The sequence below is a fragment of the Ruegeria sp. AE3 genome (assembly GCF_056542225.1).
Map to the genome: position 1 here is coordinate 141,306 of NZ_JBQFZL010000007.1, position 24,568 is coordinate 165,873.

Consider the following 24,568-nt stretch of genomic DNA (forward strand, 5'->3'; position numbering starts at 1 on the left):
AGGAACGCGCCAAATGTCTGACCGCCCCAAAACGCCTCTGCTGGACCTTGTGAACCGCCCCGCCGATCTCAAGCGGTTCTCGGACGCGCAGCTGCATCAGGTTGCGCAGGAATTGCGGGCCGAGACGATTTCGGCGGTTTCTGTCACCGGGGGGCATCTGGGCGCGGGTCTGGGCGTTGTGGAACTGACGACCGCGCTGCACGCAGTTTTTGACACGCCGCGCGACAAGATTATCTGGGATGTTGGCCATCAGTGCTATCCGCATAAAATCCTGACCGAACGGCGCGACCGCATTCGCACGTTGCGTATGAAAGACGGCCTGAGCGGTTTCACCAAGCGCAGCGAAAGCCCCTATGACCCGTTTGGCGCCGCGCATTCCAGTACGTCCATCAGCGCCGCTTTGGGTTTTGCTGTTGCGCGTGATCTGGGCGGTGTAACTCCGGAAGGGTTGGGCGACGCGATTGCCGTGATCGGTGATGGATCGATGTCGGCAGGCATGGCCTTTGAGGCGATGAACAATGCCGGTCACCTGAAGAAACGCCTGATCGTCATTCTGAATGACAATGAAATGAGCATCGCCCCCCCGGTTGGTGCCTTGTCCAGCTATTTGTCCCGAATCTACGCCGAGGCACCATTCCACGATCTGAAGGCGGCCGCCAAGGGCGCTGTTTCACTGTTGCCCGAACCGTTCCGCGAAGGGGCCAAGCGCGCCAAGGAAATGCTCAAGGGTATGGCCGTGGGCGGAACCCTGTTTGAAGAGCTTGGGTTTTCCTATCTCGGGCCCATTGATGGGCATGACCTGGATCAGCTGCTGCCGGTTCTGCGCACCGTCAAGGCGCGGGCAACCGGGCCGATCCTGATCCACGTCTTGACCAAGAAGGGCAAAGGGTACGCACCAGCCGAACAGGCCCGCGACAAAGGCCACGCGACTGCCAAATTCGATGTGGTCACGGGTGAGCAGAAAAAGGCTCCGTCAAACGCGCCTTCTTACACGTCTGTCTTTGGCAAGGCTCTGGTGGATGCGGCCACGCACGATGACAAGATCGTCGCAGTGACTGCCGCGATGCCCGATGGCACCGGGTTGGGCCTGTTTGCCGAACGGTACCCGTCGCGCTGTTTCGATGTTGCGATTGCCGAGCAGCACGGCGTGACCTTCTCAGCGGCGCTGGCGGCAGGGGGGATGAAACCATTCTGCGCCATGTATTCGACCTTTTTGCAGCGGGGTTACGACCAGGTTGTGCATGACGTCGCAATTCAGCGCTTGCCCGTTCGGTTTGCCATTGATCGTGCAGGTTTGGTGGGCGCTGACGGTGCCACCCATGCCGGGTCGTTCGATATTGCTTATTTGGCCAATCTACCGGGCATGGTCGTCATGGCCGCTGCGGATGAGGCGGAATTGATGCACATGGTGGCAACCGCTGTTGCGCATGATGAAGGGCCGATCGCCTTCCGCTATCCGCGCGGCGAAGGTGTTGGAGTGGACTTGCCCGAACGCGGTGAGGTACTGGAGATCGGCAAAGGCCGCATGATCCGAAAAGGCGCGCGCGTCGCACTTTTGTCTTTTGGCACGCGGCTGGCTGAAGTTCAGAAAGCAGCCGAGTCTCTGACCGCCAAAGGCATCAACCCAACCATCGCCGACGCCCGCTTTGCCAAGCCGCTGGATCGGGACCTTATCCTGGATCTGGCTGCGGATCATGAGGCGTTGATCACCATCGAAGAAGGCGCTGTTGGCGGATTTGGCAGCCATGTAGCACAGCTTCTGGCGGATGAGGGTGTTTTTGACCGGGGCTTGAAATACCGCTCGATGGTCTTGCCCGACATCTTCATCGATCAGGCCAGCCCTGCGGATATGTATGCCGTTGCGGGTATGAATGCCGAGCAGATCGAAGCCAGGGTGCTGGATGTTCTGGGCGTAACCTCGATCAGTGAAAAGCGCGCGTAATACCGGTGCTGCCTTACCCTTCTTTGGTTTTGCCGCTTACCAAAAGCAGGAGGCGATAGGCGACCCAGAACCAAGCGGGTATACATAGCGCCACGAGGACCCTTTATTGCGGTTTATCTTGTCATGACAGAATCGCCGCTGTTTCAAAGATGATTTGAAGCGATAAGACACCGATTCAGACATCACCAGCTCATTAGGCGGCTGCTTCCATATTTTCTTTGGGAAGAAATGGTGCCCAGGAGAGGACTCGAACCTCCACGTCCATACGGACACTAGCACCTGAAGCTAGCGCGTCTACCAATTCCGCCACCTGGGCAGGTGTCGTGGAGCGGCGTTTAAGCTGACTGGCGGGGGGCGTCAACCGGATTCTGAATGAATTTTGAAAGTTTTTTAAGTTCGGTTTTCGAACTGAAGTTTTGGCCTGAATATTTCATGACCGGCGCGGCGAATTAGTGCCTTGTTTGGCTGGCCTGCGGGCGTTAGTTCTAGGGCGCAATTTCTCAGCAGGAGCCCTCTCATGTCGAAACTGGTGACGATTTATGGCGGATCGGGATTTGTCGGTCGCTACATCGCGCGGCGCATGGCGAGAGAGGGGTGGCGTGTGCGGGTGGCTGTACGACGCCCGAACGAAGCCATGTTCGTGAAACCCTACGGCGCCGTGGGACAGGTTGAGCCTGTGCTGTGCAATATCCGCGATGACGCCTCGGTCGCGCTGGCAATGCAGAGCGCCGATGTCGTGGTGAACTGTGTGGGTGTGCTGAATGAACTGGGCAAGAACGCGTTTGATGCCGTTCAGACCGAAGGGGCCGAGCGTATTGCGCGCTTGGCCGCACAGCAGGGCATTGGTCGAATGGTGCATATCTCGGCTATAGGTGCAGATGCAAACGCGGCCAGCGATTATGCCCGGACCAAAGCGCTGGGCGAGGCGGGTGTGCTGAAGCACATGCCGGATGTAGTGATCCTTCGCCCATCTGTGATCTTCGGTACCGAGGATCAGTTCTTTAACCGATTTGCCGGGATGACCCGCATGGGTCCGTTCCTGCCGGTGGTTGGTGCTGAGACCAAATTCCAACCCGTCTACGTGGACGACGTGGCCCAGGCAGCGGTCAAAGGTATTCTGGGGCAGGCTGAGCCGGGCGTGTACGAGCTTGGCGGGCCGGAAGTGAAAACCTTCCGCGCCCTGATGCAACAGATGCTTGAAGTGATCCACCGGCGGCGCATCATTGTCGGTCTTCCGTTTTTTGCTGCCCGGATTATGGCGGGCGTGCTGGATATTGCGAAATTCGTCAGCTTCCAGCTGTTCCCGAACAACATTCTGACCCGCGACCAGGTCAGGAATCTGCGTCATGACAACGTGGTATCTGACGGGGCCAAGTCCTTTGCGGATCTTGGCATTGCGCCGACCACTCTGGAATCGGTGCTGCCGGAATATCTTTGGAAATTCCGCCCATCGGGGCAGTATGACGACATTCAGAACTCGGCGAAGAACCTGCGTATCTGATCAGCTGTAGGCCATGAACAACAATGCCGCGCCCAGTATGACGCGGTAGATCACATAGGGCGTGAAGCTGACACTGCGCAGCAGTCGCATCATAAGGCTAAGCGCCAGAAGTGCCGAGACAAAAGCAAATGCCGCGGCAATGGCCCCGTCCCGTGCCAGTTGCGCATCAGCGTCGCGTATCACATCCAGTGCCAGCAGTGTGCCTGAGGCCAGAATGGTTGGGATTGACATAAGCATGGCAATCCGTGCGCCGTCTGCTCGGGTATAGCCCAGTTGACGTGCTCCTGTAATGGTGATCCCGGATCGCGATGTTCCGGGGATCAGCGCAAGAACCTGCCACAGCCCCATGATGAAAGCATCGCGCACACCCCAATCGGCCGCCCCTTTCGTCTGGGGGCTTTTCTGGTCAATCCAATAAAGCAGCAGGCCAAAGCCCAGCATTGTCCATCCGATTACAGCGATCGAACGCATGGCCTCGCTTAACCCGGTCAGATGCAGGATCAGACCTGCAATCACGGTTGGAATTGTTGCAATGATGAGGCCCAGAGCCAAACGGGCCTGCGGCGTATCTGTCCGGCCGGTCAAGGCGCGCGGCAACCCGGCAAGGGCCTGCTTCACATCCGTCCAGAAATACAGAACGACCGCTCCGAGGGTTCCGACGTGCACCGCGATGTCTATGGCTTGACCCTGATCCTGAAGGCCTGACAAATTCGGCAGCAGGATCAGGTGACCCGAAGACGAAATGGGCAAAAACTCAGTTATTCCCTGAATGATTGCCACGAGAATCAGGTGGAAAAGACTCATCTGCCCTGCCGTGCTGTCGCCACGATTTTCTTGTGGTGTATGGCTATAAGGGCAGTGGAGAAAAGGAAAGTCTTCATATAGGTCCGTATCGTACCTAAAATTCCCTCCATAATTTGCCGATTTCGAGTGGAAGGGCGAAAAATTCTCATAATAGGTCAGTATATATGACTTTTCATCCGTTTGCGCATCGCATAAAGAAACCGAACCAAGCCAATTCATGGAGTCTGACCCGTGGCCAAGCAACCGATGCTGAAATTTGTGCAGATCGACCGCGTCATGCCGGAAAAGCGTGCCGCCAATGACCGCAGAGAAGACTTTAACGAGATCTATGCAGAATTCGCTGCCGAGAAAGCAGCAGAACAGGCCAGCCGTTGCAGTCAATGCGGTGTGCCTTACTGCCAATCGCACTGCCCGCTACATAACAACATTCCCGACTGGTTGCGGCTGACTGCAACCGGACGATTGGAAGAAGCTTACGAAACCAGCCAGGCGACAAACACCTTCCCCGAGATTTGCGGCCGCATCTGCCCGCAGGACCGTTTGTGCGAAGGAAATTGCGTGATCGAACAATCCGGTCATGGAACAGTTACCATCGGAACGATCGAAAAGTACATTACCGACACGGCGTGGGAAAAAGGCTGGGTCAAGCCAGTGGTCCCTGCGGCAGAGCGCCGTGAAAGCGTCGGCATCATCGGTGGCGGGCCGGGCGGTCTTGCCGCGGCAGACATGCTGCGTCGGGCCGGTATTCAGGTCACGGTCTATGACCGCTACGACCGTGCGGGTGGGTTGCTGATGTATGGCATTCCGGGCTTCAAGCTTGAAAAAGAAGTCGTCCAGCGGCGCAACGACCTGTTGGCTGACGGCGGTGTCGAGTTCGTTTTGAACTGCGACGTGGACGCTGCCAAATTCGCGGAAATTCACGCCAAGCATGACGCGGTCATCATCGCGACGGGCGTTTACAAGTCGCGGGATCTGTCCATGCCGGGCAGTGGTCTTGCCGGGATCGAGAAGGCAATCGATTTCCTGACCGCATCAAACCGAAAAAGCTTTGGTGATGCTGTTGAGGATTTCGACAACGGACGGCTGAATGCCGAGGGCAAGAAGGTTGTCGTGATCGGTGGTGGCGACACTGCGATGGATTGTGTGCGCACGTCGATCCGCCAGGGCGCGACGTCAGTCAAATGCCTGTACCGTCGTGACCGGGCAAACATGCCGGGTTCGCAGCGCGAGACACAGAATGCCGAGGAAGAAGGCGTGGTATTCGAATGGCTCAGTGCACCCAAGGGGTTCACGGGCGACGACAAGGTTTCCGGCGTGATGGTGCAGAAAATGCGCCTGGGGCAACCCGATGCATCTGGTCGCCAGGCCCCCGAAGTGATCGAAGGCGCGGATTATGTCGAGGACGCCGATCTGGTGATCAAGGCATTGGGTTTTGAGCCCGAAGACCTGCCAACGCTGTTCGGGCAGCCCGACTTGCCCGTCACCCGATGGGGAACGGTCCGGGCAGCATTCCAGACCGGGGAAACCGAAATGGAAGGTGTGTACGCAATTGGCGACATCGTGCGCGGTGCTTCGCTGGTTGTATGGGCGATCCGTGACGGGCGCGACTGCGCCGACGCGATCATCGACCGGTTTAATGCCAAGACTGCCGTCGCAGCGGAATAACCCCAGCTTTCAGGAGGGTTCGAAATGTCGGAACTTCAAGGCCAATGCATGTGTGGTGCGGTCACTGTAACAGCTACACCGGCGCGGGATGCGCTGGGGGCGTGTCACTGTGACCAATGCCGTCGGTGGACCAGTTCGATGCTGGTGACGTTTCAGGCGAAAGAAGGCTATGCCGCGCTAGGCCCGGTCAAGACATTTACCTCGTCCGACTGGGCAGAACGTGCCTTTTGCGACGAATGCGGATCCTCGCTCTGGTACCGGATCACGCTGCCGGGTGAGATGCACGGACAGACACAAATGGCGGCTGGCCTGTTTGAAAATGCAACAGGCAACCCGCTGAAACTTGAACTTTATATCGACAAAAAGCCCGAGGGATACGCGTTCGCAGGTGAACGTCGGCAAATGACCAAAGCCGAGGTCGAAGCCATGTATTCCCCCTCTGACGAAGGAGACAGCCAATGACCAAATATGATGCCGATTGGGTGCGGGCAGAAGAAGCAAAACGCAAGTGGATGGCCGAAAATGGTCTCTACTCCGAGGCAGAAGAGCATTCTTCGTGCGGTGTGGGCCTTGTTGTGTCCGTTGATGGCAAACGGTCTCGCAAGGTGGTGGATGCCGGGATTGATGCCCTGAAAGCGATCTGGCATCGCGGAGCCGTGGACGCGGATGGCAAGACCGGCGACGGCGCGGGCATCCACGTGCAGATTCCAGTTCCCTTCTTCTATGATCAGATCCGCCGCACAGGCCACGAACCCAAGTTGAATGAACTGATTGCAGTTGGTCAGGTCTTCCTGCCCCGCACCGATTTTGGCGCACAGGAGCGGTGCCGGACCATCGTCGAAAGCGAAGTTCTGCGTATGGGGTATTACATCTATGGCTGGCGACACGTGCCTGTCGATGTGACTTGCCTGGGGGAAAAGGCCAACGCGACCCGCCCCGAGATTGAGCAGATCCTGATCTCGAACTCCAAGGGTGTGGACGAAGAAACTTTTGAGCGCGAACTCTATGTCATCCGTCGTCGCATCGAAAAAGCGGCCTTGGCGTCGGGCATTTCGGGCCTTTATCTTGCGTCGCTGTCCTGCCGGTCGATCATCTACAAGGGCATGATGCTGGCTGAACAGGTCGCTGTATTCTATCCCGATCTGATGGATGACCGCTTTGAATCGGCGTTTGCGATTTACCACCAGCGGTATTCCACGAACACCTTCCCGCAATGGTGGCTGGCACAGCCATTCCGCATGCTGGCCCATAACGGCGAGATCAACACCCTCAAGGGCAACGTCAACTGGATGAAAAGCCATGAAATCCGGATGGCTAGCGGAACTTTTGGTGACTATGCCGAAGACATCAAGCCGATCATCGCTGGTGGTTCGTCAGATTCCGCCGCATTAGACTCGGTTTTCGAGGTGTTGGTGCGTGCGGGGCGGTCGGCCCCGATGGCGAAAACCATGCTGGTTCCGGAAAGCTGGTCCAAGCAGGCGGTCGAGCTGCCGCAAGCGTGGTGCGACATGTATTCCTACTGCAACTCGGTGATGGAGCCATGGGATGGTCCGGCCGCGCTGGCGATGACCGATGGACGCTGGGTTTGCGCTGGTCTGGACCGGAACGGGCTGCGCCCCATGCGGTACGTCGTGACCGGTGATGGCCTTGTCATCGCAGGGTCGGAGGCCGGAATGGTGCCGATCAACGAAGCCACCGTGACCGAAAAAGGCGCATTGGGGCCGGGTCAGATGCTGGCGGTCGACATGAAAAAAGGCAAGCTGTACCGGGACACCCAAATCAAGAACAAACTGGCCAGCGCGCTTCCATTCGGCGAATGGGTTGGCAAGATAAACGACCTGGACGAAACGCTTGCGGGTGTGACCGAAGCTCCGATCTTTGCGGGTGGCGAGTTGCGCAAGCGCCAGATTGCTGCGGGATACTCGGTAGAAGAGTTGGAGCAAATCCTTGCTCCGATGGCGGAGGATGGCAAGGAAGCCTTGGCATCCATGGGTGATGATACGCCCTCGGCTGTTTTGTCAAAACAATACCGCCCGCTGAGCCATTTTTTCCGTCAGAACTTCAGCCAGGTGACCAACCCGCCGATCGACAGCCTGCGTGAATACCGCGTGATGTCGCTGAAAACCCGGTTTGCCAACCTCAAGAACGTGCTGGACGAAGACAGCAGCCAGACCGAGATCGTGGTTCTGGAAAGCCCCTTTGTCGGCAACGCGCAATGGGACAAACTGGTTGAGAACTTTGATGCGCCGCTGGCGGAAATCGACTGTAGCTTCGAGGCTGGTCAAGGCGCATTGAGCGCAGCTTTGGCCTGTATCAGAGCCGAATCCGAAGAGGCGGTGCGATCTGGTGCCGGGCATATTGTCCTGTCTGATATGCGGTCGGGCGAGGATCGGATTGCGATACCAATGATTCTCGCGACCAGCGCTGTGCATTCCCATTTGACGCGTCAGGGTTTGCGGACCTTCTGTTCGTTGAACGTTCGTTCGGCCGAATGTGTGGATCCGCATTACTTTGCCGTTCTGATCGGATGTGGCGCGACTGTGGTGAACGCCTACCTGGCCGAAGATTCTTTGGCCGACCGCATCGACCGCGGTTTGCTGGACGGAACCCTGACAGAAAACGTCGCGCGCTATCGCGAGGCGATCGATCAGGGTCTGTTGAAGATCATGGCCAAGATGGGCATCTCGGTCATTTCGTCCTATCGCGGTGGTCTGAACTTTGAGGCCGTTGGCCTCAGCCGTGCCATGGTGGCCGAGTATTTCCCCGGTATGACGAGCCGGATTTCCGGTATCGGTATCAAAGGTATTCAGGCCAAGGCCGAAGAAATCCATGCCAAGGGTTGGAACAGCGGTCTGGATGTGCTGCCCATCGGTGGTTTCTACAAGGCGCGTAAGTCAGGTGAGACCCACGCGTGGGAAGCGACCTCGATGCACATGATGCAGATGGCCTGCAACAAGGCTTCGTATGAGCTGTGGAAACAGTATTCGGCCAAGATGCAGTCGAACCCGCCAATTCATTTGCGCGATCTGATGGATTTCAAACCGTTGGGCAAGCCGGTGCCGATCGAAGAGGTGGAATCGATCACCTCGATCCGCAAACGCTTTGTCACGCCAGGTATGTCGCTGGGTGCATTGTCGCCCGAAGCGCATAAAACACTGAACGTGGCGATGAACCGGATCGGTGCGAAATCCGACAGTGGCGAAGGTGGCGAAGATCCGGCACATTTCGTGCCTGAACCCAATGGCGACAACCCTTCGGCCAAGATCAAACAGGTGGCTTCGGGCCGGTTTGGCGTGACTGCGGAATACCTCAACCAGTGTGAAGAGCTTGAGATCAAGGTCGCTCAGGGTGCAAAACCCGGCGAAGGTGGTCAGTTGCCAGGTATGAAGGTCACCGACCTGATCGCGCGCCTGCGCCATTCGACCAAGGGCGTGACGCTGATCTCGCCGCCGCCGCACCACGATATCTATTCGATCGAGGATCTGGCGCAGCTGATCTACGATCTGAAGCAGATCAACCCGCGCTGCAAGGTGACGGTCAAGCTGGTAGCGTCCTCGGGCGTTGGCACGATTGCTGCCGGTGTAGCCAAAGCGAAAGCGGATATTATCCTTATTTCGGGTCACAATGGCGGTACAGGCGCGTCGCCTGCGACCTCGATCAAATATGCCGGTTTGCCGTGGGAGATGGGCCTGACCGAGGCGCATCAGGTTCTTGCGATGAACAACCTGCGGGATCGCGTCACCCTGCGGACCGACGGTGGTCTGCGTACCGGTCGCGACATTGTCATGGCCGCGATGATGGGGGCCGAGGAATACGGCATCGGTACCGCCGCGCTGATCGCCATGGGTTGTATCATGGTGCGTCAGTGTCAGTCGAACACTTGTCCGGTGGGCGTGTGTACGCAGGATGAATCCCTGCGCGCCAAGTTCACCGGCAATGCGGATAAAGTGGTGAACCTGATCACTTTCTATGCCCAGGAAGTGCGAGAGTTGCTGGCCAGCCTCGGTGCGCGCTCGGTTGACGAGATCATCGGCCGAGCCGACCTGTTGGCTCAGGTCAGCCGGGGATCGGCGAATCTGGACGATCTGGACCTCAATCCGCTGCTGATCACTGTCGATGGGGCACATAACATCGTCTACAACCGCGACAAAGAGCGCAACGCGGTGCCGGATACGCTGGACGCCGAAATCGTTCGTGATGCGGCCCGGTTCCTGAAGGATGGTGAAAAGATGCAGCTGTCTTATGCCGTGCAGAACACGCACCGGACCGTTGGAACCCGTGTGTCCAGCCATATTGTGCAGAATTTCGGGATGCGGAACACCTTTCAGGACGACCATCTGCATGTGAAGTTGCAAGGCTCTGCCGGGCAATCGCTGGGAGCTTTTGCGGCCCCGGGTCTGAAGCTGGAAGTGTCGGGCGATGCCAATGACTATGTCGGTAAGGGCCTGTCCGGGGGTATGATCGTCGTGCGCCCACCGCAAGTCAGCCCGCTGAAAGCAGATGACAATACGATCATTGGTAACACGGTTCTCTATGGGGCCACTGATGGGTATCTGTTTGCCGCCGGTCGCGCCGGTGAACGGTTCGCGGTGCGGAACTCTGGCGCCAAGGTTGTTGTCGAGGGGTGCGGTTCCAACGGGTGTGAATACATGACCGGCGGTGTCGCCGTTATCCTTGGAACGATCGGAGCCAACTTTGGTGCGGGCATGACAGGCGGAATGGCCTATCTGTATGATCCCGAAGGCAAGGCCGAGGCGCTGATGAACAGGGAAACGCTGGTCACTTGCCGGGTCACTGTGGATCACTGGGAAGATCAGTTAAAAACGCTTATCATGCGTCACGCTGCTGAATCACAAAGCCGCAAGGCTGCTGATATTCTTCAGCATTGGGATGTGGAAAAAGGCAACTTCCTGCAGGTTTGCCCGAAGGAAATGCTGAACAAACTTAGCCACCCACTGAGTGTTGAAGCCAAAGCAGTTCCGGCGGAATAAGCCGAAACTTTTTGCCTCTCGAAACCCCGCGTGTCATTTGCACCACGCGGGGTTCGTATATTAACGACGTTTCAGTGCTGGTCTTGCCCGTTTATCCGAAAATCGCCAATCTTTCTTCACACTCAGGCGATAATCATGGGCCGATCTAGGCACCAGATGATAAGCAGACAGGGGCAACCGGATGCCAACACCGTATCAGGATCAGTTTTATACTTTCGATCCAGCAAACCCGCCGCCTGCGGGAACGGCTGTCGCGGTTAGCAGTTTCACTTTGATCGATGCAGATGATGACAACGAAATTGATGCACCGAGTGGTGATACAGTCAATGGCCAGGACGTTACGAATTCCTGGCCGGGAGACACTGTTACCATCAACGTCGCGGGCGTCGGGAATGTAACCTATACCGGCACCACGTTTTATCTGGCTGATGGATCTCGGGTTTTTACACCGACAGACGGCCAGGTCTTGCAGCCGGGAACGTTTGTTTCAGCCACCTTCGTCAACACACAGGGGCCGCTGAATGTCGGCAATTTGGGTCCGCCCTGTTTCACGCCGGGCACCATGATAATGACCCCGGATGGGGAACGCACGGTGGAAGATCTTAAGGTCGGTGATCTGGTCACGACCGTGGATCATGGCCCTCAGCCTTTGATCTGGGTTGGGCGTACAGTGGTAGCCGCCGAAGGAAAGCTGGCCCCGATCCGGTTTGAGGCCGGAGTGTTCGACCTGGATCGTCCGCTGCTTGTTTCGCCTCAGCATAGGATGCTGATTGAAGACTGGCGAGCCTCGTATCTGTCCGGGCACGCTGAAGCGCTGATTCCGGCACATGCTCTGGTCAATGGAAAAACGGTGACCCGCGTGGAAGGCGGTGAGGTGGAGTATTTCCACCTTTTGTTCAAGCAGCACGAGATCGTCATCGCCAATGGTGCCAAAAGCGAAAGCTATTATCCGGGGCATGCGTTGTCGGCCTCGGACCGCGAAACGCAGAGCGAGGTCCTGCATCTGTTCCCTGAACTGGCAGGTCATGATCCGATGTCGGTAGAAACCGCACGCCCGGTTGTTCACCCGCGCGAAGCGCGCGCCTTCGCAATTTAGGCCGTTTCAAACCCGGACCGCGCGTCGTATAGCTGAAGTATGGCGAAGAAAGCAGCCCGCAAATCAAGCGGTAAGAAAAACAAGGCATCCAGCAGGAAATCACCAACGGTGCGTCAGATACGCCGTTGGCTGACTCGTGCGGTTGCGGCAATTGCAGGAGCTTTGCTTGCGATAATCCTGTTGTATTCGGTTGTGAACCCACCTTTAACCCATACGATCTGGTCAGAATGGCGCCGATTGGGAAAGGTTGAGCGTGAATGGGTACCGATCGAGGACATGGCCCCGATCATGGCGCGATCGGTTGTGGCAGCAGAGGATGCGAATTTCTGCCTGCATTGGGGATTTGATGTAGAGGCCATTCGAGATGCGCTTGAGGATGGCGGAAATCGCGGTGCCTCGACCATTACACAGCAAGTGGTAAAGAACGTATTCCTTTGGCAGGGGCGCAGTTGGATACGCAAGGCGCTGGAAACTTCGATCACACCTGTGGTCGAGATTTTCTGGAGCAAGCGGCGCATCCTTGAGGTCTATCTGAACGTTGCCGAAACCGGGAATGGCGTTTTTGGGGTCGAGGCTGCCGCGCAACAGTATTTCAACACCAGCGCATCGAAACTGACCCCAGTTCAGGCAGCGCGGATTGCCGCCATTCTGCCGTCACCGCGCAACAGGTCAGTCACAGATCCGACGGCGCGTACGCGCAGACGGGCGGCATCTATTCTGGATGGGGCGGCCACCATCCGCGCAGATGGTCGCGCAGATTGTTTCGAGGATTGAAACCCGTCGCCTGCCAAGGCTAAATCTGTCGGGTACTCACTGGTTCGATTGGAAGCCCATGGCGCGTTTGTTTCATGTTCCCCTCTCTCCGTATTGCCGCAAGGTTCGGCTGTCTTTGGCGGAAAAGAAGATCGAGGTTGAGCTTGTCGAAGAGCGATACTGGGAGCAGGATCCCGACTTTTTGCGCCGAAACCCTGCGGGTAAGGTACCAGTATTGCGTCTGGACGGACAAATGATGTCGGAAAGCGCGGCGATCTGCGAATATATTGAGGAAACCCGCCCCGAACCATCATTAATGCCAAAAAGTCCCGAAGCCCGATACGAAGTACGGCGCCTTGTCGGCTGGTTTGACGACAAATTCCATCATGAGGTGACGTCGAAGCTGCTGTACGAACGGGTGAACAAAAAAGTGACGGGTCAGGGCTATCCTGACAGCAAGAACGTCAAACAGGGTGCCAAAGCGATCAAGTACCATCTGGATTATATGGCATGGCTGTTGGATCACCGCCGGTGGTTGGCCGGTGATCAGATGACACTGGCTGATTTCGCGGCAGCGGCGCACCTGTCGTCGCTGGACTATATCTCGGATGTGGATTGGAACCGCAGTCAGGTGGTCAAGGACTGGTATGCAAAAATCAAATCGCGCCCTGCTTTTCGCTCTATTCTGGCGGATCAGGTGCCGGGTTTCCGGCCGCCGCCCCATTACGCGGATCTGGATTTCTGATAGGGTGTGCCAGGGGGGCTGTCTGCCCCCCCCCATCGCGCATCTGCGCGATTCCCCCCGAGGATATTTTTGGCCAGATGAAGAGCGGATCAGATTTGAAGGAAAAGCTGGTACAGCAGGCCCTTGAAGAGGGGTTTGTTGCGTGCCGTGTCTGCCGCCCCTGGGATGTTCCAAAAGTTCCCGAGCGTTTGGCAGCGTTCCTGGACGCAGGGTATCATGGGCAGATGGGATGGATGGCCGAGCGGACGCATTGGCGCGGTGATCCTGCGGCCCTTTGGCCCGAGGCGCGATCAGTGATCATGCTGGCCGAGAGTTACACGCCGGAACATGATCCTACAGACGTCTTGAAGCAACGCGCCCACGGGGCGATTTCTGTCTATGCGCAGAACAAAGACTATCATGATCTGGTCAAAAAGCGACTGAAGCGCCTGGCGCGGTGGCTGATTGCCGAGGCGGGCGGCGAGGTTAAGGTGTTTGTTGACACTGCACCCGTGCCGGAGAAAGCCTTGGGGCAGGCCGCCGGGTTGGGCTGGCAGGGGAAACACACGAATCTGGTCAGCAGGGAGTGGGGTAATTGGGCCTTTATAGGGTCTGTTTTTTCAACTTTGGATATACCCGCGGATCCCGCTGAGATTGATCGCTGCGGGTCTTGTCGGGCCTGTTTGGACAGCTGCCCCACGGACGCCTTTCCGGGCCCGTATCAGTTGGACGCACGGCGGTGCATTTCCTATCTGACAATCGAGCATAAAGGCCCTGTGAAGCCTGAGCTTCGCAGAAAGCTGGGCAATCGAATCTACGGCTGTGACGATTGCCTTGCGGCTTGCCCGTGGAACAAGTTTGCGGTTGCCGCAAGCGACCTGCGCTATGCAGCGCGCGAAGATCTGGCGGCGCCTGCGCTGGAAGAGCTGGTGGCGCTTGATGATACTTCGTTCCGAGCGAAATTCTCGGGCTCACCCATCAAACGGATCGGGCGCGACCGGTTTGTGCGCAACGTGCTTTATGCCATTGGAAACTCGGGGCAGTCGAAACTGAGGGCCGCGGCCCAAAGTTTGACAGATGACCCAGATGAAACCGTGGCCGACGCAGCGCGCTGGGCGGTGGAACAACTTTCATAATTGCCGCAAACAGGCTGGACGTGTCGGCCCCAATCGCTACACCAATCTGCAGCGAACAGTAAGGAGAACCCGATGGCGCTGGCTTTGGGGGTGGATACGGGTGGAACCTATACCGATGCGGTACTGATCCGGGATGAAAAAGAGGTAATAGCCTCGGCCAAGTCCCTGACCACACGTGCGGATCTGGCAATTGGTGTAGGCAAGGCGATTTCTGCCGTTTTGGAGCAGGCAAAAGTTGCGCCGGATCAGATTTCAATGGCCTCTTTGTCCACTACATTGGCGACAAATGCCTTGGTCGAAGGGCAGGGCGGGCGCGTTGCATTGATCTATATCGGGTTCAAAGACAGCGACCTTGAAAAGCACGGTTTGAAGGACGCGTTAAAAGGGGACCCGGCCCTGGTTATGTCTGGTGGGCATTCCCATTCTGGCAGCGAAGCTGCACCATTGGATGTTGCCGCGCTGGAGCAGTTTTTAGACACTCACAAGGGGATTTCAGGCTTTGCCATAGCCGCTCAGTTTGCCACCCGTAATCCCGCGCATGAACTTGAAGCCGCGCGAATCGTTTCGGAAAGAACCGGGGCTCCGGTAACATGTTCGCATCACTTGTCGGCAAAGCTGAATGGGCCGAAACGCGCCGTGACGGCAGTGTTGAACGCGCGGCTGATCGGGATGATCGACCGTTTGATCGGGCGGGCGCAGGACCGGCTGCGCGAGTTGGGGATTATGGCCCCGATGATGGTTGTTCGCGGTGATGGGGCGTTGATGAGTGCTGAACAGGCGCGTGAACGCCCCATTGAAACGATCCTGAGCGGACCTGCCGCGTCAATTGTCGGCGCGCGCTGGTTGACTGGCGCAGAGAATGCGTTGGTGTCGGATATTGGCGGTACGACAACTGACGTGGCGTTGATCCGTGACGGTAAGCCCGCGATCGACACGGCAGGGGCACAGGTGGGCGGGTTCCGCACAATGGTCGAGGCAGTTGCGATGCGCACCCATGGCCTTGGAGGTGACAGTCAGGTGCATGTCGTGACCGAGGGGTTGCAGGGCGGTGTTTTTCTGGGGCCGCGCCGCGTTCTTCCGGTGTCCCTGATCGCCTCGGAAGCGCCCGAGATCGTTCATGCCGTTCTGGACGAGCAATTGCGGGCCACGACGGTGGGTGAGCACGATACGCGCTTTGCCCGACGCGTGCCGGGAATACGTGACGACGGTATAGATGTGCGCGAAGAAGCCCTGTTGGAGCGGTTGGGAGATCAGGTTCTGCCGATTGGTTCCTTGCTTAGGTCCCGAATGGAGAGCGGCGCATTGACCCGGTTGGTGGAACGCGGGATCGTTCAGATCTCGGGCGTGACGCCGTCGGATGCCAGCCATGTACTGGGGCGGGTGGATGCCTGGGATGCTGAAGCCGCCCGTAAGGCACTAGAACTGGTTGCGCGCAAACGGGTCGGGTCCGGGGATATGTTGGCAAATTCCGCCGAGGCGCTGGCGCAAATGATCGTGGACCAGTTGACGGAACAGACCAGTTTGATCTTGTTAGAGGCTGTTTTTGATGAGGAACCGGACAGTTTCGGGCTGCCGCCACAGGAGTTGGCGCGGCATGTCCTGACACAGCGCGGATTGGCGCGGCATCGCGGTTTGTTGTCGCTGACCGCAGCTCTAAACGTTGATGTTGTGGGGCTTGGGGCATCAGCCCCCAGCTACTACCGGGCGGTTGGTGAACGGCTGCACTGCCGGATGATCCTGCCGGAACATGCGGGTGTAGCCAATGCGATTGGCGCCGTCGTGGGACGGTTGACCTTACGGCGATCGGGCACGGTGACAAGCCCTGCCGAAGGGCGGTATCGTGTACATCTCAAGGGCGGGCCCAAGGATTTTTCCGCATCAGATGACGCGTTGGCTTTGCTGGAAAATGTTCTGAGGTCGGAAGCTGAAGGTGCGGTGCGCGAAGCCGGTGCAGAAGATATCCGCGTGATCGTGGATCGCGACATCAAAACCGCGCGGGTCGAGGCCAATGATGTGTTTGTCGAAGCAATGATCACGGTCGAGGCAAGCGGGCGACCGCGGGTTGCGGCGGGCTAGCCCCTCTGACTTGTACAGAGGGGCCGGGCAGGTGGTGCATTATTCTGCGGCGCTGGCACGTTTGGGAAGAACCCAGTCCTGGCGCGGGAAGTGGCAGGTATATCCGTTCGGGATGCGCTCAAGATAATCCTGATGCTCGGGTTCGGCCTCCCAGAAATCGCCGACGGGTTCGACTTCGGTTACGACTTTTCCCGGCCACAAGCCGCTGGCATTCACATCTGCGATAGTATCCAGCGCGGTTGCTCTTTGGGCTTCATCGACGTGGTAAATCGCGGAACGATAGCTCATGCCTCGGTCGTTGCCTTGCCGGTTCACCGTGGTCGGGTCGTGAATCTGGAAGAAAAATTCCAGCAGGTCGCGGTAACTGATCTGCGACGGGTCAAACCAGATCTCGATCCCTTCGGCGTGGGTGCCATGGTTGCGATAGGTTGCGTTGGGCACATCGCCTCCGGTGTAGCCCACCCGGGTTCGCAAGACGCCCGGCAGCTTGCGGATCAGGTCCTGCATACCCCAAAAGCAGCCTCCGGCCAGTACAGCACGTTGTTCAGTCATTGGATTTCCTCCACGTGGATCAGGAATTCGGCGTAACCTTCAGCCTCCATCTCGTCCCGATGGATGAACCTGAGCGAGGCCGAGTTGATGCAATACCGCAGGCCACCATGTTCTCGCGGGCCGTCGGGGAAGACATGCCCCAGATGGCTGTCGCCGTGTTTCGAGCGAACCTCGGTCCGGATCATACCATACGTCGTATCGCGAAACTCCTCCACATGCTCGTGGAGGATCGGCTTGGTGAAGCTGGGCCAGCCACATCCGGATTCGTATTTGTGGGTCGAAGCAAACAGCGGCTCGCCTGACACGATGTCCACGTAGATGCCCGGTTCCTTGTTCCCCAAATACTTGCCTGTCCCCGGTCGTTCGGTGCCGTTGCGTTGGGTGACATGAAACTCTTCGGGCGAAAGCGCCGCGATAACCGTGGGGTCTTTGGTGTAGCGTGTCATGGATCCTCCGGCTGATTTGACGTTTGAGCCATTATCTGGGGGCTGCAGGGTAGAAAGCAAAGCGATATTTCAAACAGCTCTCACAGTCGTGCAGTCGGTCAGACGCAAACATTTGGGTCCTTGCTTTAGGCCGAAGCCGTTTTGCCAGAAGGTTGGCGTGACAGCTGAACAGCAAGAATACCCAGCGTCGTGACGGTAACGCCAATTGCGTCCATCGCGCCCAGTTTTTCGCCCAATAATATGGCCGCAATCGTGACACCAAATACCGGGTTCAAAAAGTGGAACGTGGCTGCGCGGATCGCGCCGATGCGATCCAGAAGAAGGAACCAGATCAGCGTGGCCAGCAGCCCAGGAAACAGGGTTGTGTAAGTGAACGCCAATGCCAGTGGCAGCGTCGGGTGGATGTAAATGGTCTCAAAGATCGGAGCGGCCACGAACAACGTGGCGGAACCTACAAGCATCTGCAGGCCCACGACCATCATGAAATTGCCGCCTGAGGTTGCGCCGCGAACCGCGAGGGTGGCAAAGGTCAGCGCCAAAGCTCCGATGCCGCATAGCGCGACGCCGAACATGTCGACACCAGAACTGATCCGGCTGCTCATGATCAGGGCGACGCCGGTGAATCCGGCAAACAAACCCAAAATACCGAGAGGGCGCAGTTTCTCGCCAAAAATAAGCCACCCTGCCAGTGCCACCAGCAAGGGCATTGTGGACGCGATAATCGCCGCAACCGAAGCCTCGACCGTTTGCATCGCGTAAAAATTCAGACCCAAATACAGGGCATTTTGGCAGATACCGAACAGAATTGTCGCCCGCCATTGGTTCCGAGTCAGGTGCCAGCTTTGCCCCATCGCCCGGGCAATCAGAACCCCCAGAACCCCTGAGATCAAAAACCGCAGAGCCAGCGAAAACAAAGGAGAGGCGTCTGCCACGATGATCCGCGCCGAGGTAAAGGCGGACGACCAGATCAGGGCAAATGTCAGCCCCATGGCTATGGCGCGCAGATCCATGGAGACCCCCTGTCACTTTGCGCGGACTGTCCCCGATTTTGTGATCGGTCGCAAGCGCTGCGCGTCATAAAAGACGCATATGTGATGACAGGAAAGTCGCCCTTATGTTTTCGTTGATTGACTGACCAATTAAAGCTATCAGCTCCGGGATCTGACATATCAAGGGAGGGTTGTCGGTGCTTCTGGAATACATTCTATCTTTTGGCGTCCTACTGGCGTTGGGCCTGGTCGCGTTCTTCGTCGTGAAATGGTGGAACCTGCGCTGCGTTGGCGTGACACCTGTTCACCTTTTCACATTCATCGCGATCCTGTTTACGTCCGGTCTGGATGTTGGCCTGATCATGTTCCCGTTGACAGAATTTGGTGGGTATGCCGAAGATCCGGCATATGCCTTTGCTAATCCACTGGCGATCGAATTCGGTTTCTGGGGTTTTCTGATCTGGGCGTTTTACTTCCTGACAGCCTTCTATTTCTGCGTGATCGAACCGCGCGTGAACTTCTTTGAGATCCCGCTGGTCAAACTGATCAACAACGTGGTCATTATTGGCACCTGCGCCTTTACCGCCAGCCTGTTCCTGATCTACCTGCCTGGCTACCTGCCAGAGGTCGGAGATGGCGAATCTGTCGTTACCACCTTCTACGTCATCGTGTTTGTGGTCATATTGGCGGCGGCATACTCGTCGACCGACCTGAAATATGTGCGGATCCTGTCGGTGGGCTCGACCTTCCTGTTCATGGCCCTGATCCTGGGAATGTGGGCGGCCGCTGGTATGGGAATGACCGGGTTTGTCGAAACCGGCAGTAACATTGGCGCCTATTTCACCAATATGCACAAATTTGTCCTGCCGCTGACTGACTACCATGCCTTCTACCTGTTCTGGTGGTTTGCGTGGTCAATAATGATTGGCCAGTTTACTTCGCGCTTTGTGGGCGGGTTGAAGACCTGGCAGCTGTTGGCGGCGTTGTTGATCTTCCCGTCCATCCCGCTGGGGATCTGGTTCACCGTTCTCTACTACTATCACCTAAACGGTATCAGTACCGCAGGCATCACCAATATCGCGATGGTAATCGTCGGCGTGACCTTTGTGATAAACTCGCTGGACTCGCTGATTAGGCTCTACACGGACAACCTGAACATGACAGCCGAGCGGTTTGGCAAGGCGGCCTATGTCGCCGGCAATGTCGCGCTGCTGTTTGTCCTGACCCTGCTGTTCCAGAGCCAGTGGCTGCAAATCCAATGGATCGGAGCCGTCGTAGTCGGTCTCTACCTGGCTTGTGTGGTCTATATCCTTGTCACCAAGCGCAAAGAAGTGATGTGTATCGACGCCATGCCGGAAGATCGTGATCTGGACTTCCACAAGGTTGAGACGATTCACTGATTGTTTCTAACCTACCAAAACAAAAGCGGGCCTCGACATCGGGGCCCGCAGCCGTGTTTTGGCGATGCCCGGTTCGCGCCTCATTCCGTGTCGAGACGATATTTGAGGAAGCTGTGGCCAGAGTAGTCTACTTGCCCAACAAAATACGCGCCGAGTTTAGTCATTGCGCGCAGTTTCGTGCGTGAAGGCGGCAGCAAGAATGTCACGAACAGAATACGATTGTCCTGCTTTGCGAATGCGATGGCCTGACGCGCTATTTTGGCACCCAGTCCAAATGCACTGGGCTTCAGGACCAGCCCGAAATCCCACTCTTCACCTTCTTTTTGAAAACCGCCCCATCCCACATATTGTCCGCGGTGCAGAATTGCCCAATGACCTAGGCCGTCCCGCGCCCAACACGACTCTTTCGCATGAACGAAACTGGCGACTGTTTCCTCATCCCAATCCTGCGTCAGGAGAGGCATGTGTTCGGCAAGAATTGGATTTCTCATATGCGCCAGTATCTCAGGTGCTGAGACGAGGGGCAGTCGCGTGAATGTAATATCCTGTTCCATAGAACTGGGATTTAGCGGGCCAAGCAGGAAATCAAAGGGTTGTCCGTAAAAAACGTGCCAAGGACATCCGGTGTTGGATTGTAGCCCATATTTACAGTCTGAATAAGAACGCTGATGCCTTAGGACACATGTGCGCAGGCTTTAAATTGTGAAGCTCAGGCACAAAAAAGGGGCCGCGTAACCGCCACCCCTTTATATGGTTCCAAGCGCTTGAGATCAGCCGTTCACGCTGTCTTTCAGTGCTTTCGCGATGGTCATTTTCACAACCTTGTCGGCTTCTTTGGTGAAGGTTTCACCGGTTGCCGGGTTGCGGACCTGACGCTCAGGGCGTTCGCGGCAGTAGATTTTGCCGACGCCAGGCAGGGTCACTGCACCACCTGCGGAAACTTCGCGCGTGATCAGGCCGGTGATGGCCTCAAGCGCAGAGTTCGCGGATTTCTTATCGGTTCCCATTTCCTCAGCGAGAGCAGCAACCAGCTGAGTCTTTGTCATAGGTTTTGCCATTTCTTGGTCTCCTTAACGTGCCCGATCTATAGGGCCTCACCGCGTAACTGTAACGGGATATTGTGGCCAAACACAACGAATAGTAGCGCAGAAACCCCTAAAAATATGGGGAAAACGTTGCTTTTTTGCGTCAGAGGAAGGCAGTTTCGTCGAAGGAACGCAATTTCCGGCTGTGCAGACGCTCCAACGGCATGCCGCGCAGGTGCTCCATAGCGCGTATCCCGATCATCAAATGACGCCCCACCTGAGTGGTATAAAAGGACGAGGCCATGCCCGGCAGCTTTAGTTCGCCGTGCAGGGGCTTGTCCGACACGCACAGCAAAGTGCCGTAAGGAACGCGAAAGCGATAGCCGTTCGCGGCGATTGTGGCGCTTTCCATATCCAACGCGATGGCCCGCGACTGGCTGAGGCGCTGAACCGGTCCGGATTGATCGCGCAGTTCCCAGTTGCGATTGTCGACCGATGCAACTGTTCCCGTCCGCATGATCCGCTTCAGTTCATATCCTTCCAGCTCGGTCACTTGGGCCACGGCGCGTTCCAGCGCGACCTGAACCTCGGCCAGGGGCGGGATGGGCACCCAGACCGGCAGGTCATCATCCAGAACCTTGTCATCACGTAGATATGCATGGGCCAGAACGAAATCACCCAATGCCTGCGTGTTGCGCAATCCGGCGCAATGGCCAACCATCAACCACGCGTGGGGGCGCAGAACCGCGATATGGTCGGTCGCAGTTTTCGCATTCGAGGGGCCAACACCGATGTTCACCAAAGTAAGACCCGAACCATCTTCACGCTTCAGATGATAGGTTGGCATTTGCGGCAGTTTCAGCGGTTGCTCGATTTCTGCGTCCGGCTCCGTGATCTCAACATTCCCGGTCGAGACAAAGCTGGTATACCCGCTGCTGGGATCAGCCAACTGCTCACGGGCGTAGTTCTCGAATTCCGAAACATAGAACTGATAGTTCGTGAACAGAACGTGGTTCTGAAAATGCCGGGCATCTGTCGCTGTGTAATGTGCCAGTCGCGCAAGTGAATAATCGACGCGCTGGGCAGTAAACAATGACAAGGGTCCGACGGCGTCTTCATGATCGTGCACGCCGTTAACGATGTCGTCATTCGTGGTGGTCAGATCCGGCACGTCAAACACATCGCGCAGGGTGAAAGCAGCCGCCCCCTGATGCGGCACAACCAGACCTGACGTATTCGCCACGGCAAAATGCACCGGAATAGGTGTGTCCGACGCTGCAATCGTCACCGGTTGGTCGTGATTCTTGATCAACAGGGCAATCTGCTGGGTCAGGTAGGACCGAAATAAATCCGGGCGCGTTACGGTTGTAGCGTGAACACCGGGTTCCGCCACATGCCCAAAACTCAGGCGGCTGTCGACTTGAGCATAGGTCGACGTCTTTATGCGAATCTCGGGGTAATAGGCCCTGTATCTGGCGGTTGGTGCTCCATTTTGCAGTACCTTCGAGAAGCTGTCGCACAGAAATTCTGTTGCTTGAGTGTAAAGCTCCTCCAGTCGCGCAACTGCGGCTGCGGGATCGGTGAACTGTTCTGGCGAAAGGGCTTCAGGTGTCAGGAGTGTCGTCATGCCAAGGGTTCCAGAAGATCAATTTTTTTGAATGTGCGCACGTCAACCAGCCCGAGATCAGAGATCCTGAGTTCCGGTATGACGACCAACGCCAGCAGCGAATGTTGCATATATGCGTTGTTCAGATTGCAGCCACATTCCTGCATGGCCTGAACCATCCTGTCCGCCTTGGCCGCAACTTCAGCGGCCGGGCTGTCGGACATCAGACCGGCAATGGGAAGTTCGACCATCGCCAGTTCCTGGCCGTCCCGGAAGATCGTGATGCCGCCACCCACCTCGGCCAGTCGATTCGCGGCCAGCGCCATCTGTTCACGGTCCGTGCCGACGACGATCATGTGGTGACTGTCATGTGCCACGGTCGAGGCCATGGCCATTTTTCCCTGATATCCAAACCCCGAGACAAAGGCATTGGTGACGCCCCCTGTCGCCCGGTGTCGTTCGACCAGTGAGATCTGACATACGTCACCCTCACCTTCAACAAGCCCGCCGATAATCGGCAATTCGGCTTTCAGCGCTTTAGTGGGGGCCTGGTTTTCTACCACGCCAATGACGTTGGCCCTTACCTTGTTTGCGCCCTTCGGCGCCGTGATCTCAAAATCGGTCGAGGTCAGCGCATGCTTCAGATGAACCGTGCGACGTGCTTTGTCGGGCCAGTTTAGATGGGGGCAATCAACCTTGATCACCCCGTTTTCCGCGACAACCTGCCCGCGCGCTATGACCAGTTCGACCGGCAATTCGGTCAGGTCAGAGCTGAGGATGATATCCGCCCGTCGTCCCGGCGTGACCGATCCGATCTCGCGTTCCAGACCGAAATGCGTGGCGGTGTTGATTGTGGCCATCTGCAGGGCCACAAGCGGGTCACAGCCACAGGCAACGGCGTGGCGCACGACGCGATTCATATGCCCTTCATTGACCAGCGTTGCAGAGTGGCAGTCATCCGTGCACAGGATGAAATTGCGCGCATCCAGACCTTTTTCGGTTACTGCGGTAATCTGGCTTTCAACGTCATACCAGGCCGAGCCCAACCGCATCATCGAACGCATTCCCTGTCTGACCCGTGCGATGGCATCCGCTTCGCAGGTGCCTTCGTGGTCATCGGCAGGTCCGCCAGCCACGTAAGCCGCAAAATCAGGCCCTAAATCAGGGGATGCGTAATGCCCGCCAACAATCTTTCCTGCCCGCTGCGTGGCCGCAATCTCGGCCAGCATTTTGGGATCGCCGTGAATCACGCCGGGGAAGTTCATCATTTCACCCAAGCCGATGATCCCGGGCCAGTTCATCGCCTCGGCGACGTCTTCGGGGGTGATTTCATAGCCTGTCGTCTCTAACCCCGGTGCAGAGGGTGCGCAGGAGGGCATCTGAGTGAAGATGTTGACCGGCTGAATCATTGCTTCGTCATGCATCATGCGCACACCATCCAGCCCCAACACATTGGCGATCTCGTGCGGGTCGGTGAACATACTGGTTGTGCCATGGGGGATCACCGCGCGAGCAAACTCGGCGGGGGTCAGCATCCCCGATTCGATGTGCATATGCGCGTCGCATAAGCCGGGCAGGATATAGCGGCATTGCGCGTCGATAACCTGTGTCTCTGGTCCGGTACAATGCGAGGCGTCTGGACCGACAAATGCAATACGGCCTGCGGCGATTGCAACAGAATGGTTCGGCAGCAGTTCGCGGCTGTGCACATTTACCCAAGTCCCGCCCTTTATTACCGTATCTGCTGCCTCACGTCCGGCAGCAACTGCGATCAATCGGGGGGCGACATCGGGCCAAGTTGGGAAGGGTGCGTTTTCCATGGCTCAACTTTCACGAATGCGCGCGCGGGTGCAACCCCGGTT

19 protein-coding genes and 1 tRNA gene are annotated in these 24,568 nt (G+C 57.2%); 11 read left to right on the top strand and 9 right to left on the bottom strand.

Annotation, left to right across the window (positions count from 1 at the left end; all coding sequences use genetic code 11):
- Positions 1-13 precede the first annotated feature (13 nt).
- Positions 14-1,942 carry a 1-deoxy-D-xylulose-5-phosphate synthase gene (gene dxs, locus ACR0NZ_RS14160; RefSeq protein ID WP_480474587.1) on the top strand — a complete coding sequence of 643 codons (1,929 nt, stop codon included), beginning with the start codon at positions 14-16 and terminating at the stop codon, positions 1,940-1,942.
- Between the two features lie 229 nt (positions 1,943-2,171).
- Here dxs and ACR0NZ_RS14165 read toward each other — a convergent pair.
- Positions 2,172-2,258 (bottom strand) — tRNA-Leu (locus tag ACR0NZ_RS14165).
- 201 nt (positions 2,259-2,459) lie between these two features.
- Here ACR0NZ_RS14165 and ACR0NZ_RS14170 point away from each other — a divergent pair.
- Positions 2,460-3,443, top strand: a complete 984-nt coding sequence (locus ACR0NZ_RS14170; protein WP_480519699.1) for a complex I NDUFA9 subunit family protein — start codon at positions 2,460-2,462, stop codon at positions 3,441-3,443.
- On the opposite strand, the gene ACR0NZ_RS14175 is transcribed toward ACR0NZ_RS14170, so the two are convergent.
- Positions 3,444-4,247 carry an undecaprenyl-diphosphate phosphatase gene (locus tag ACR0NZ_RS14175; protein ID WP_480519701.1) on the bottom strand — a complete coding sequence of 268 codons (804 nt, stop codon included), beginning with the start codon at positions 4,245-4,247 and terminating at the stop codon, positions 3,444-3,446.
- A gap of 231 nt (positions 4,248-4,478) precedes the next feature.
- Between ACR0NZ_RS14175 and ACR0NZ_RS14180 the strand changes: the two genes are divergently transcribed.
- The 8 genes from ACR0NZ_RS14180 to ACR0NZ_RS14215 all read left to right on the top strand — a co-directional run bounded on the left by ACR0NZ_RS14180 (position 4,479) and on the right by ACR0NZ_RS14215 (position 16,688).
- Positions 4,479-5,912 carry an NAD(P)-dependent oxidoreductase gene (locus ACR0NZ_RS14180; RefSeq protein ID WP_480519703.1) on the top strand — a complete coding sequence of 478 codons (1,434 nt, stop codon included), beginning with the start codon at positions 4,479-4,481 and terminating at the stop codon, positions 5,910-5,912.
- A gap of 24 nt (positions 5,913-5,936) precedes the next feature.
- Positions 5,937-6,374: a GFA family protein gene (locus tag ACR0NZ_RS14185; protein ID WP_480519705.1), complete on the top strand. Its 438-nt coding sequence runs from the start codon at positions 5,937-5,939 to the stop codon at positions 6,372-6,374.
- Positions 6,371-10,903: a glutamate synthase large subunit gene (gene gltB / locus ACR0NZ_RS14190; RefSeq protein WP_480519707.1), complete on the top strand. Its 4,533-nt coding sequence runs from the start codon at positions 6,371-6,373 to the stop codon at positions 10,901-10,903. Before ACR0NZ_RS14185 ends, gltB begins: the two co-directional genes overlap by 4 nt.
- Before the next feature lie 181 nt (positions 10,904-11,084).
- A complete protein-coding gene (locus ACR0NZ_RS14195) occupies positions 11,085-11,999 on the top strand; it encodes a Hint domain-containing protein (RefSeq protein WP_480519709.1) in 915 nt (304 codons plus the stop codon).
- A 39-nt stretch (positions 12,000-12,038) separates the two neighbouring features.
- Positions 12,039-12,773, top strand: a complete 735-nt coding sequence (gene mtgA / locus ACR0NZ_RS14200; RefSeq protein ID WP_480519711.1) for a monofunctional biosynthetic peptidoglycan transglycosylase — start codon at positions 12,039-12,041, stop codon at positions 12,771-12,773.
- Between the two features lie 58 nt (positions 12,774-12,831).
- Positions 12,832-13,497 (top strand): FtsZ-binding protein FzlA, encoded by a 666-nt coding sequence (fzlA, locus tag ACR0NZ_RS14205; RefSeq protein WP_480474603.1) that lies wholly within the window; start codon positions 12,832-12,834, stop codon positions 13,495-13,497.
- Between the two features lie 77 nt (positions 13,498-13,574).
- Complete coding sequence (gene queG, locus ACR0NZ_RS14210) at positions 13,575-14,612, top strand: tRNA epoxyqueuosine(34) reductase QueG (protein WP_480519713.1); 1,038 nt, start codon at positions 13,575-13,577, stop codon at positions 14,610-14,612.
- Between the two features lie 72 nt (positions 14,613-14,684).
- A complete protein-coding gene (locus ACR0NZ_RS14215; RefSeq protein WP_480519715.1) occupies positions 14,685-16,688 on the top strand; it encodes a hydantoinase/oxoprolinase family protein in 2,004 nt (667 codons plus the stop codon).
- A 39-nt stretch (positions 16,689-16,727) separates the two neighbouring features.
- Here the strand turns inward: ACR0NZ_RS14215 and msrA are convergent, their stop codons facing one another.
- The 3 genes from msrA to ACR0NZ_RS14230 all read right to left on the bottom strand — a co-directional run bounded on the left by msrA (position 16,728) and on the right by ACR0NZ_RS14230 (position 18,696).
- Positions 16,728-17,240: a peptide-methionine (S)-S-oxide reductase MsrA gene (gene msrA, locus ACR0NZ_RS14220; protein ID WP_480519717.1), complete on the bottom strand. Its 513-nt coding sequence runs from the start codon at positions 17,238-17,240 to the stop codon at positions 16,728-16,730.
- Entirely contained in the window at positions 17,237-17,686 is a 450-nt protein-coding gene (gene msrB / locus ACR0NZ_RS14225; RefSeq protein ID WP_480474611.1) for a peptide-methionine (R)-S-oxide reductase MsrB, read from the bottom strand. The genes msrA and msrB overlap by 4 nt, the downstream gene beginning before the upstream one ends.
- Before the next feature lie 125 nt (positions 17,687-17,811).
- Entirely contained in the window at positions 17,812-18,696 is an 885-nt protein-coding gene (locus ACR0NZ_RS14230) for a DMT family transporter (RefSeq protein WP_480474612.1), read from the bottom strand.
- Between the two features lie 182 nt (positions 18,697-18,878).
- On the opposite strand from ACR0NZ_RS14230, the gene ACR0NZ_RS14235 reads away from it, so the two are divergent.
- Positions 18,879-20,075, top strand: coding sequence for a BCCT family transporter (locus tag ACR0NZ_RS14235; protein ID WP_480519743.1), 1,197 nt, complete (start codon positions 18,879-18,881; stop codon positions 20,073-20,075).
- Positions 20,076-20,155: 80 nt separating this feature from the next.
- Here the strand turns inward: ACR0NZ_RS14235 and ACR0NZ_RS14240 are convergent, their stop codons facing one another.
- The 4 genes from ACR0NZ_RS14240 to ade all read right to left on the bottom strand — a co-directional run bounded on the left by ACR0NZ_RS14240 (position 20,156) and on the right by ade (position 24,526).
- The gene (locus tag ACR0NZ_RS14240) at positions 20,156-20,629 is read right to left on the bottom strand and encodes a GNAT family N-acetyltransferase (protein WP_480519719.1); all 474 of its coding nucleotides are present in this window, start codon (positions 20,627-20,629) and stop codon (positions 20,156-20,158) included.
- 216 nt (positions 20,630-20,845) lie between these two features.
- Positions 20,846-21,133, bottom strand: a complete 288-nt coding sequence (locus tag ACR0NZ_RS14245) for an HU family DNA-binding protein (RefSeq protein WP_117871130.1) — start codon at positions 21,131-21,133, stop codon at positions 20,846-20,848.
- A 130-nt stretch (positions 21,134-21,263) separates the two neighbouring features.
- The gene (locus ACR0NZ_RS14250; protein ID WP_480519721.1) at positions 21,264-22,727 is read right to left on the bottom strand and encodes an AMP nucleosidase; all 1,464 of its coding nucleotides are present in this window, start codon (positions 22,725-22,727) and stop codon (positions 21,264-21,266) included.
- Positions 22,724-24,526, bottom strand: coding sequence for an adenine deaminase (gene ade, locus ACR0NZ_RS14255; RefSeq protein ID WP_480519723.1), 1,803 nt, complete (start codon positions 24,524-24,526; stop codon positions 22,724-22,726). Before ade ends, ACR0NZ_RS14250 begins: the two co-directional genes overlap by 4 nt.
- Between the last annotated feature and the right edge of the window lie 42 nt (positions 24,527-24,568).

Bases quoted from the DNA above. Each gene is read 5' to 3' on its own strand.
- dxs (WP_480474587.1), top strand. From the start codon at position 14: ATGTCTGACCGCCCCAAAACGCCTCTGCTGGACCTTGTGAACCGCCCC.
- ACR0NZ_RS14170 (WP_480519699.1), top strand. From the start codon at position 2,460: ATGTCGAAACTGGTGACGATTTATGGCGGATCGGGATTTGTCGGTCGC.
- ACR0NZ_RS14175 (WP_480519701.1), bottom strand. From the start codon at position 4,247: ATGAGTCTTTTCCACCTGATTCTCGTGGCAATCATTCAGGGAATAACT.
- ACR0NZ_RS14185 (WP_480519705.1), top strand. From the start codon at position 5,937: ATGTCGGAACTTCAAGGCCAATGCATGTGTGGTGCGGTCACTGTAACA.
- gltB (WP_480519707.1), top strand. From the start codon at position 6,371: ATGACCAAATATGATGCCGATTGGGTGCGGGCAGAAGAAGCAAAACGC.
- ACR0NZ_RS14195 (WP_480519709.1), top strand. From the start codon at position 11,085: ATGCCAACACCGTATCAGGATCAGTTTTATACTTTCGATCCAGCAAAC.
- mtgA (WP_480519711.1), top strand. From the start codon at position 12,039: ATGGCGAAGAAAGCAGCCCGCAAATCAAGCGGTAAGAAAAACAAGGCA.
- fzlA (WP_480474603.1), top strand. From the start codon at position 12,832: ATGGCGCGTTTGTTTCATGTTCCCCTCTCTCCGTATTGCCGCAAGGTT.
- queG (WP_480519713.1), top strand. From the start codon at position 13,575: ATGAAGAGCGGATCAGATTTGAAGGAAAAGCTGGTACAGCAGGCCCTT.
- ACR0NZ_RS14215 (WP_480519715.1), top strand. From the start codon at position 14,685: ATGGCGCTGGCTTTGGGGGTGGATACGGGTGGAACCTATACCGATGCG.
- msrA (WP_480519717.1), bottom strand. From the start codon at position 17,240: ATGACTGAACAACGTGCTGTACTGGCCGGAGGCTGCTTTTGGGGTATG.
- msrB (WP_480474611.1), bottom strand. From the start codon at position 17,686: ATGACACGCTACACCAAAGACCCCACGGTTATCGCGGCGCTTTCGCCC.
- ACR0NZ_RS14230 (WP_480474612.1), bottom strand. From the start codon at position 18,696: ATGGATCTGCGCGCCATAGCCATGGGGCTGACATTTGCCCTGATCTGG.
- ACR0NZ_RS14240 (WP_480519719.1), bottom strand. From the start codon at position 20,629: ATGGAACAGGATATTACATTCACGCGACTGCCCCTCGTCTCAGCACCT.
- ACR0NZ_RS14245 (WP_117871130.1), bottom strand. From the start codon at position 21,133: ATGGCAAAACCTATGACAAAGACTCAGCTGGTTGCTGCTCTCGCTGAG.
- ACR0NZ_RS14250 (WP_480519721.1), bottom strand. From the start codon at position 22,727: ATGACGACACTCCTGACACCTGAAGCCCTTTCGCCAGAACAGTTCACC.
- ade (WP_480519723.1), bottom strand. From the start codon at position 24,526: ATGGAAAACGCACCCTTCCCAACTTGGCCCGATGTCGCCCCCCGATTG.